We start from the raw sequence: 8,612 nt of genomic DNA on the forward strand, positions 1-8,612 counted from the left end.
AGCTAAATTACCTTTCTTTGCCTTCTTTTTGGTTACCAAAGATTTTATTGCAGCTCGTGGTCGTGGGGGAGGCTTGGCTCTCTGGATTCGGGAGACGGATGAATAACCCGAAAAATTGCTTCTAATAATACGTCTGGCTCAACTGGCTTAGGCAGATGCAGTTGAAACCCAGCAGCAAAAGCCTGACGGCGATCGTACTCACTGGCATAGGCAGTCAGGGCAATGGCCGGAATCGTCCCTCCTTGTTCTGGTGACAGTCCTCGTACCTGGCGCATCAGCATATAGCCATCCATTTCTGGCATACCAATATCACACAGCAGCACATCGGGAATCAACTGCGTCAAAATTGTTAGTGCTTCTGCTGCGGAGGAAGCAACAGTAACCTTTGCACCATGCTGAGCGAGAATAAATTCTGCTAGGGAACCCATATCGGCTTCATCGTCTACAACCAGTACTCGAATGCCTGTTAAATCCGTAGGCTGGGTTGCAGGTTGAGTGGCTGTAGATGATTCCGACTCAATGCTCATCGCTGGTAACAGAACTGTAAACGTCGCTCCCAAATCTTCGCCTAGACTTTGGGCTTGAACAGTGCCACCATGTAACTCAACAATCTGACGCACGATCGCCAGTCCTAATCCTAATCCACCAAATCTGCGGGTTGTGCTGCTATCGGCTTGGCGAAAATACTCAAACACATGAGGTAAAAAATCTGCTTTGATACCTTTGCCATTATCAATAACTTGAATTTGCACTCGGTTATCAGTTTGCTCTAACTTAACTTCTACTCTGCCGCCCTCTGGTGTAAATTTAATGGCATTGGAAAGCAAATTCCAGACAACTTGTTGCAGCCGATTAGCATCTCCCAATACCTTTTTCTTGCTAGGCGGCAAAACGGTTTGAATATGAATAGATTTGGCAGCAGCAGCTAGCTGCACCGTCTCAATTGCCCCTAAAATCACCCCTATCAAGTTAACCGGAGCAGTATTAAGACTGAGTTTGCCCCGCAACATCCGCGAAATATCGAGCAAATCTTCAACGAGTTGCGCTTGAAGTTTGGCGTTGCGCTCAATGGTTTCTAATGCTTGATTTACTTGTGTGGGTGGCAATTTCTGGGTTCGTAGTAGCTTTGTCCAACCCAGGATAGGATTGAGGGGCGATCGCAATTCGTGAGAAAGTACCGCCAGAAATTCATCCTTCACCCGGTTCGCTTGTTCCGCTTCGGCTCTGGCTTTGCGTTCTGCTTCATACAATTGAGCGCGAGAAATTGCCTGGGCACATTGACGGCTGATTGCCAAAATAAATTCGCGATCGCCTTCAGTTAGCTGCTTGTACTCTGTGAAATTCAGCGACATTCCACCCACCGATCTACCTTCAGTCACTAGGGGTAGGGACATCCAAGCGCTGGTATCATGTCTGCTGTAACTTTCAGCTAAATGAGGATAGCGGGCAACTCTTTGGGCAACGGTTTCCATCCAAACCGGCTCTCCAGTTCTAACCGCTTCTGCTAATGGAACAGCAGTATAAATCGAAAATCTTCGCCAAGACTCTAATAAGTCACTCTGATAACCTACAGCTTTGACAATTTCTAGCTCTGTTCTGTCTTCGCTCACTAGCACCACCATTCCAGAAGCAGCTTCTAATACTGCCATACTCTGTTCGACTATCACATCTACCACTTGCACAGAAGTCAGAGATTCAGAAAGGGCGGCTGTGACAGTTTGCAGGCGGGCTGTGCGGTCTGCGGCTTTTTCGGCTGCTTCCCTTGCCTGCTGAGCTTCCTGATAAAGACGAGCATTATCAATGGCGATCGCAGCTCGTCGAGCTAAATCTTCAGCTAAAGTCAAATCCTCGTGGCTGTAATGACGATTAGACTCGGTAAATATGAATGAAATAGTTCCTAACACCCGTCCCCGCGCTTTCAAAGGAGCAATAATGCAGGACTTTAAGCCAAGCCCAAGTAAGATTTGCAAATACTCAGCATCTTGAATAGAGGCGATTAACTGCTCATCAGTAATCTCTGTGGCAATTTCACTCTGCCCAGTTTGCATCACCTGAGAGATACCATAGCCATCATCTAAATGCCTGGGATAGCGTTGAGCAACTTCCCATCCTAACTTAACCTTTTGGGGATCGCAATGAGTAACAGCAACGCGGCTAATGGTGCGATCGTCATTGAGCAGATCGACACTACACCAGTCTGCAAAGTAGGGAACGGCTAGATCGGCAACGCTCTGAAGCGTTTGTTCGTAATCTAATGAAGATGCTAGGACACCACTAACTTCTGCTAAAAAAGCCGACTGTTGTTGTGCCGCCTCTGCTGCTGCACGAGCTACCTGCTCTCGTACAAGTTCAACTCGTTTTTCCTCAGCTTGCTTGCGTTCGGTGATATCGCTGAATGCAGTAATCACGCTGACAATTTCGCCTTCGGCATTGCATAAAGGTGAGGCATTAATTGAAAGAATAGAGGTTGTGCCATCGGCGTGGGCGATCGCGTGTTCAACTCCATAAATCGGTTCTCCCGTGCGCATCACCCGCACAAAAGGCAGTTCATCTTCTGGAAATGGTTTGCCATCAACGGTTGTAATCGACCAAGATAGATCGTTGTATACCCGTTCAGTGATGCCACTATGAGTTAATCTGAAGATTTGCTCGGCCGCCTTATTAGCAGCGATAATTTGTCCGGCAGAATTTATAATTACAATTCCATCAGGAATAGTCTGGAAAATACTCGATAATCGCGCTTCACTGTCACGCAGAGCATTCTCTATCTGTTTGCGATCGGTGATATCGTGCATGACTACAACAGCACCCTGTTTCTCACCATTGAAATTCACAATCGCTTGACCATTTGCAGATAGGATGCGTGGCACTCCTTGCAGAGGAACAATCATCATCTCGACATCATGAACCTGCTGCCCCTGTAATGCTTGAAACAAGGGAATGTCGGCTGTGTTCATGGACGTTTTGCCATCGGGCAAATACAGATCGTAGTGTTCTGCCCATTCTTCTGGTAACAGCGGTTGCTCAGGCAATCCATGAAACGATCGCGCTGCTTGGTTGAATAACTTTAATTGTCCATCAGCATCGCAAGCCACGATTCCGGCTTGAACATTATCCAGCAGAACCTTGAGAAAATCTTGTTCTTTTCGCAGCGTTGTTTCTAAGTGTTTTCGTCCTGTAATATTAAGAAAATACGCCAACACACCAGTTTGAGTTGGAAACAGCCGCACTGTGAACCATCGGTTTAACGCTGGATCAAACTCCTCAAACTCAACGGGAAGTTTTTCGGCAATTGCTTGATGGCAGTATTGATAGAAATGAGTTGTTGAATCTACGAACAATACATCCCACAATAGCTTGCCGAGCAACTGATCTCGATTTATTCCCAAAAGCTCCTCTACTTTATTGTTGATAGAGGTAACACGCCAGGCTGTGTCCATCTCAATCAACGCTTCAGCCATGTTTTCCACAATGGCTTTTAAGCGTTCTTCTACAGATCGATCGCCCGCTTGAGATTGCTGAGGAACTTGAGAAAACTGTTCCTGGAAATTGAATAGTTCTGAGCGATCGCTGTTCAGATGAGCCTCCTTCATGCAGGCAATACTTTCACATAAAAGTAATTTAGCCTATCACTAAATTTATAACTGTGGGTTCGCCCATTTTTTTAAGTTAGAGAAATTAGTAATTGATGAAGAAGAATTCAGAAGTCAGAAGTCATACCAATTTACGAAAATCCTGATACACATAAATTTTTCGTAGGGGTTTAGCATTGCTAAACCCTGAAGCGCGTATTTGTATCATTATTAAGGTGAAATGGTATCAGAAGTCAGAATAAATCAGTGGGGGATTCAGACCCACTACTGATTTAAGGCCATCAAATTGAAAATTTGGTGGGGTTTTATACCCGTTTATTCATCCGCCACTCGTACAGAATTCATACTGAATTCTGACTCCTGACTCCTGAATTCTGTTTAGATAACGTAGGACTATCAATATTTTTGTTTATCTACTTATTAGCAAACGCCCCCACTATTGGAGTGAGGGAGAGAAACTAGAGATTAAGAATTTTCATGAGGAGCGATCGCCTGTGGAGGTGTGTTGAAAATCAGCCAACCAGTACCTTATTTTCAGCTTGCGGCTGAGAGCGAATTTCGTTGTGACAGGGACGACCATGTTCAACGTCAGCGATATTAGCCATTGTTGTATCCGCAATATTACGCAAAGCTTCTTCTGTAAAAAAGGCTTGATGTCCGGTGATCAATACGTTAGGAAATGTTGTTAGATGCAGGAAAACATCATCTTGGATGATTTCACCTGACAAATCCTCAAAGAACAATTCTGATTCTTGCTCGTATACATCGACACCAAGATAGCCAATTTTGCCAGATTTCAAGCCTTCAATTACCGCTTGGGTATTAATCAGCGCGCCTCGGCTAGTGTTAATGATCATCACACCTGGTTTCATCTGGGCGATCGCTCGATTATCGATCAAGTGATGAGTTTCCGCAGTCAAGGGACAATGTAAAGAGATGATATCAGAGTTAGCAAATAGCTCAGACAACTCTACATATTTTCCACCCATTGCCTCTAATTCTGGGTTTTTATAGACATCATAGGCGAGTAAGTGACAGCCAAACCCTTTCATGATCTGACCCAAAATTAAACCGATTTTGCCAGTACCGATAATTCCGACGGTGCGTCCGTTGAGGTTGAATCCCAGCAATCTATCTAGGGAAAAATTGCCTTCCCGAACACGGTTATAAGCGCGATGAATTTTGCGATTGAGGCTCAAAATTAATCCGACAGCGTGTTCTGCAACCCCATAGGGTGAGTAAGCAGGTACACGCACAACTGTAATTCCTAACTCCGCTGCCCGATTTAAATCTACATTATTAAACCCTGCACAGCGGAGGACTACCAGGCGAGTTCCGTTTGAGGCGAGAATCTCTAAAGTTGAGGCGTCAACCTGGTCATGCACAAATACACAAACTGCTGGAAACCCGGTGGCTAAGATGGCGGTATCCCGATTTAGACGGGGTTCAAAGTACACCAAGTCATGTTGCTTGGGCGAATTTGCAGCTTCTAAAAACTGCCGATCGTAGGCTTTTGTACTGAAGACAGCTACTTTCATGCAAAACCTTAGGTTTTATGCTGCATAGTTTTCGAGTACATAATAGCTTGACTTGAAGAAGCGCGTTAGCGCAGCTTAACGAAGTTATCGCACCTGTGATGATTGCCAGTCCTAGACCCTCAACCAGATGTAAGCAATTCTTGAATTACAGCAAAACTTTAGAATTCGTAATTTGTAATTACCTTTCCACAAGGGTTTCAAACATTTCTACTGGTTGATTTACGCCTTGCCGTACTAGGTAAACAGGCGGACTCGCTTTCCTAACGGTATCCGCCTTACAGACAAACAACAATACTATGAACTTATCCATGATTACAGCTAACGAAATTTATTACATCATCTAATTGCAATATCTTCATCATTATTATGGATAAGTCGCATTAGCAAAATAAATTGCTCAGTCGATATCCCTTGACTGCTTGCGCATTTTTCAATCTTTTGTTGGAGTTGGGGAGGAAAGTTAATAAAAGTGAATACAAATATCACTCCAATTGTAAAAGGCGATGTCTACGACAGGGTACGCCTACGCACTGTTGTTGATGAAAGCGATCGCCTCATGAACAACAAGATCCCCGACTTTTTCAAAAAGTCGGGGATCTGAGTCTCCATTTGGGTAAGCTGTGATGTCTGCGACAAGCTGCTACGCATCTACGCATTTACTTAGGAAGAGGAAAGTTCATAAAACTGAATACAAATCTCACTCCAATTGTAAAAGGCGATGTCTACGATGGTCACGTTAGCTCTGCCGAAGTGCGGGCTACGCCTATGCACTTTTATTGATGAAAGCGATCGCCAATCAATATCATTCATGTTCTAAAATTGTTTCTATATCTTGCCCTGCATAGAGAATTCGTACAATTTCAATACTTTCATCTCGCTCAAAATAAAAAATTAGATACTTTTTAAATCCTTTAACAGCCCATTTACGTAAACCTTGTAAACGAAGGTTTTCTAGGGAATAACGCCTACCCATTCCAGACATTCTTGCTAACTGTGCAAAAGTTTCTCTTACAGAGTCAAAAAATAAAAGCGCTGTTTCGGGGTTTTCTTGCGCAATGTAAGCAAAATACTCATCAATATCTAAACTGGCCTTGGGTGTAATGACGATCCGCTTTGTCATTATTTATCTTCATGGATCTGGTTTATGAGGTGTGTGCGTTTTTCCTCCCACCATTCATCATTAACTTCTATTACCTCTCCACTTTCAAGTCCGGTAATTAAAAGGTCTTCTATATGTTCTTGAGTTTTGCGTTTTTGGTCTTGACTGATTAAATCTTGCAAGTATTCGCTAACAGAACCGTAGCCACCTTGAGTCACTTGTTCCTCAACAAAGACTTTCATCGATTCAGGCAAGGAAATATTAATGCTGCTCATCACCTTGGTAGTTCGCTTGAACTGTTTTTTCCATATTATCAAGGTTTTCCGGGGTTGTCTTTGAGGAAACTTTGGGCGATGTCTATGACGGGCTACGCCTACGCATTATTATTGATGAAAGCGATCACCTGATGAACAACAAGATCCCCGACTTTTTGAAAAAGTCGGGGATCTGAATCTCAATTTGAGTGTAGACGCGCAGCGCCTTAATAACCTATTCTTCACCCCAAGCACTCAAAAATTCCACCTGATTTTGCATTTCTTCTGCTAACTCTGTTTTTGACTGTAGTGGAGTGCAGCTAGCCTTTCATATTCTGCTTGTTCTTCTGCCAAATCTGTATCAATTTCTTCTCGGTTAGCGTGATAGTAAGTTAGTGCTGCATAAATTTGTACTAGCGTTTAAGTGAGGTTTATTCGCAGCAATTTCTTCGGCGCTGTAACCTTGTTTGTATAAAGCTGCAATTCTGCGTACAGATGTGGCTGTTCCGGCAATGATAGTACGACCGCCATGCAGATTAAGATCTCTTGTAATTAGCGTACCAATATCAATGCTAGTTACCAAGGGTTGTCTCCCGTAATATTTTGTCCTTACATAAATTAGGTTAACATTGCGATCGCCTGACAGTATCTAAAATGCAGTTACAACAAAAATGCGTTGCTGCGGATAATTCACAAATATTCAATTTTTATTATTTGGTATAAGCGAGAAATTGAATATTAAATTACAAAATTATGATGTTATTTCTCTTGAATAAAAACTTTGCGATTTACTGAATCTAGTCTATGAGGTGACTTGATTACACTAAAAGGAGAGTGATGATGAAAAAAGTAGCAGTGTTTGGCAATGCTGGAGGCGGTAAATCAACTCTCAGCAAGAGATTATCCCAAATCACTGGTTTACCACTTCACGTCTTGGACAAGATGAAATATCAATCAGGAGGCGCTGAGGTTTCAGATGAAGACTATAAGCGCGCCCATCAGCAAATTTTAGTTAGTGACCAATGGATTATTGACGGGTTTGGTAGCATGGAAACTCTCTGGCCACGACTGAATGAGGCGGATACTCTGGTTTTTGTCGATTTACCACTATATGTGCATTTCTGGTGGGTAACTAAACGATTCATCACAGGTTACTTTAAACCACCAGCAGGCTGGCCAGAAAACAGTCCAATATTGAAGAGTTCACTTAATAGCTACCGCGTGCTTTGGTTATGTCATAAATATTTGACTCCAAAATATCGTGAGTATATCAAGCAGGCTCAAAGCATCAAAAGTGTTTATCACATTCGCTCGACTCAAGAGATTTCGCAATTTTTTGAATTAATTGAAAATGAGGCTAACTACTAATTTACGTTCTTGCGATCGCCCGAATACGGTATTTAAAGATAAGTAATTGGGCAAAGCAATTCCAACCCTTGCGATCGCAGTGTTGTTGATGAGAAAAAAGTGATCTCGCAAAGCTAATGTTTTAATTAACCATTATATGAGGAGAGTTAAATGTGAGATATTTACGCTTAACCATTACCGACACGCTGAGCTTCTGGGATGACTATCTGAGTGGGTACATTTCTGATCCAGCGAATTCCCAGACGTTCACAAACTGGTATCGCGTTCCAGACGAGTGGCTCGAAAATGGTACGCTTGTTCCTGAACGACGCGAGCACCTGCTTGCACACATCTACGGTTCCAATTGGCGACTTGGTAATGATGACGGCTCGAAATATGTTGTCCTCACGATCGACGAGCACGAGTTGTCGGATGCCGAAAGGGTACAGCGGTTATGGGTCGGCACAAAAAATACCTGTTACGCTGTCAGCCATGACGGCACGATAGAAAGGGTGAGTGAGGACGCAATGTAAGAGTTTGGTGTATATCTGGTATACTGCGACACTGCTGGAAATTGCGATCGCAGCAGTAGTTAGAGGTTCCATTAGCTACTTATATATATGTAACTTATTTCTTTATTAACACATAGCTTTTGTGCTAATTTCTGCAATTAAGGTGAAAAATCTATATCCAGCGCATTCGTAAGAGTAAGAAGGGTTTAGCGCTGCTCATTGGTGTCAACTTAAGAAGATAAAGCCCAAATTTGTTGGGTGTAAGCGTC

The 8,612-nt window shown here is 43.1% G+C and carries 8 protein-coding genes and 1 pseudogene; 2 read left to right on the forward strand and 7 right to left on the reverse strand.

The annotated features are described in order from the left end of the window. Nucleotides 1-125 precede the first annotated feature (125 nt). From BV372_RS34650 to BV372_RS38155, 3 genes and pseudogenes are all read right to left on the reverse strand, one after another. Nucleotides 126-3,593, reverse strand: a pseudogene (locus BV372_RS34650) (PAS domain S-box protein); the annotation flags it as partial. Between the two features lie 512 nt (nt 3,594-4,105). After that, nucleotides 4,106-5,131 carry a 2-hydroxyacid dehydrogenase gene (locus tag BV372_RS34655; protein ID WP_086692122.1) on the reverse strand — a complete coding sequence of 342 codons (1,026 nt, stop codon included), beginning with the start codon at nt 5,129-5,131 and terminating at the stop codon, nt 4,106-4,108. A 178-nt stretch (nt 5,132-5,309) separates the two neighbouring features. Further along, nucleotides 5,310-5,441 carry a hypothetical protein gene (locus BV372_RS38155; RefSeq protein ID WP_256973641.1) on the reverse strand — a complete coding sequence of 44 codons (132 nt, stop codon included), beginning with the start codon at nt 5,439-5,441 and terminating at the stop codon, nt 5,310-5,312. Nucleotides 5,442-5,600: 159 nt separating this feature from the next. On the opposite strand from BV372_RS38155, the gene BV372_RS38160 reads away from it, so the two are divergent. Further along, nucleotides 5,601-5,732: a hypothetical protein gene (locus BV372_RS38160; RefSeq protein WP_256973642.1), complete on the forward strand. Its 132-nt coding sequence runs from the start codon at nt 5,601-5,603 to the stop codon at nt 5,730-5,732. 201 nt (nt 5,733-5,933) lie between these two features. Here the strand turns inward: BV372_RS38160 and BV372_RS34660 are convergent, their stop codons facing one another. From BV372_RS34660 to BV372_RS34670, 3 genes are all read right to left on the reverse strand, one after another. Next, nucleotides 5,934-6,251 carry a type II toxin-antitoxin system RelE/ParE family toxin gene (locus BV372_RS34660; RefSeq protein ID WP_086692125.1) on the reverse strand — a complete coding sequence of 106 codons (318 nt, stop codon included), beginning with the start codon at nt 6,249-6,251 and terminating at the stop codon, nt 5,934-5,936. Then, nucleotides 6,251-6,505, reverse strand: a complete 255-nt coding sequence (locus BV372_RS34665; protein WP_086692129.1) for a type II toxin-antitoxin system ParD family antitoxin — start codon at nt 6,503-6,505, stop codon at nt 6,251-6,253. The genes BV372_RS34660 and BV372_RS34665 overlap by 1 nt, the downstream gene beginning before the upstream one ends. A 355-nt stretch (nt 6,506-6,860) precedes the next feature. Beyond that, nucleotides 6,861-7,067 (reverse strand): DUF433 domain-containing protein, encoded by a 207-nt coding sequence (locus BV372_RS34670; protein WP_306299034.1) that lies wholly within the window; start codon nt 7,065-7,067, stop codon nt 6,861-6,863. A 257-nt stretch (nt 7,068-7,324) separates the two neighbouring features. Here BV372_RS34670 and BV372_RS34675 point away from each other — a divergent pair, with 257 nt between their 5' ends. Beyond that, nucleotides 7,325-7,852 carry an adenylate kinase gene (locus tag BV372_RS34675; RefSeq protein ID WP_086692132.1) on the forward strand — a complete coding sequence of 176 codons (528 nt, stop codon included), beginning with the start codon at nt 7,325-7,327 and terminating at the stop codon, nt 7,850-7,852. Between the two features lie 431 nt (nt 7,853-8,283). Here the strand turns inward: BV372_RS34675 and BV372_RS37300 are convergent, their stop codons facing one another. Then, complete coding sequence (locus tag BV372_RS37300; RefSeq protein WP_218776815.1) at nt 8,284-8,436, reverse strand: hypothetical protein; 153 nt, start codon at nt 8,434-8,436, stop codon at nt 8,284-8,286. Nucleotides 8,437-8,612: the final 176 nt, after the last annotated feature.

It is taken from the genome of Nostoc sp. T09 (genome assembly GCF_002154695.1).
Classification (GTDB): domain Bacteria; phylum Cyanobacteriota; class Cyanobacteriia; order Cyanobacteriales; family Nostocaceae; genus Aulosira.

Excerpts from the sequence above, each read along its gene's own strand:
- BV372_RS34655 (WP_086692122.1), bottom strand. The coding sequence starts at position 5,131 with ATGAAAGTAGCTGTCTTCAGTACAAAAGCCTACGATCGGCAGTTTTTA.
- BV372_RS38155 (WP_256973641.1), bottom strand. The coding sequence starts at position 5,441 with ATGGATAAGTTCATAGTATTGTTGTTTGTCTGTAAGGCGGATACCGTT.
- BV372_RS34660 (WP_086692125.1), bottom strand. The coding sequence starts at position 6,251 with ATGACAAAGCGGATCGTCATTACACCCAAGGCCAGTTTAGATATTGAT.
- BV372_RS34665 (WP_086692129.1), bottom strand. The coding sequence starts at position 6,505 with ATGAGCAGCATTAATATTTCCTTGCCTGAATCGATGAAAGTCTTTGTT.
- BV372_RS34675 (WP_086692132.1), top strand. The coding sequence starts at position 7,325 with ATGAAAAAAGTAGCAGTGTTTGGCAATGCTGGAGGCGGTAAATCAACT.
- BV372_RS37300 (WP_218776815.1), bottom strand. The coding sequence starts at position 8,436 with ATGGAACCTCTAACTACTGCTGCGATCGCAATTTCCAGCAGTGTCGCA.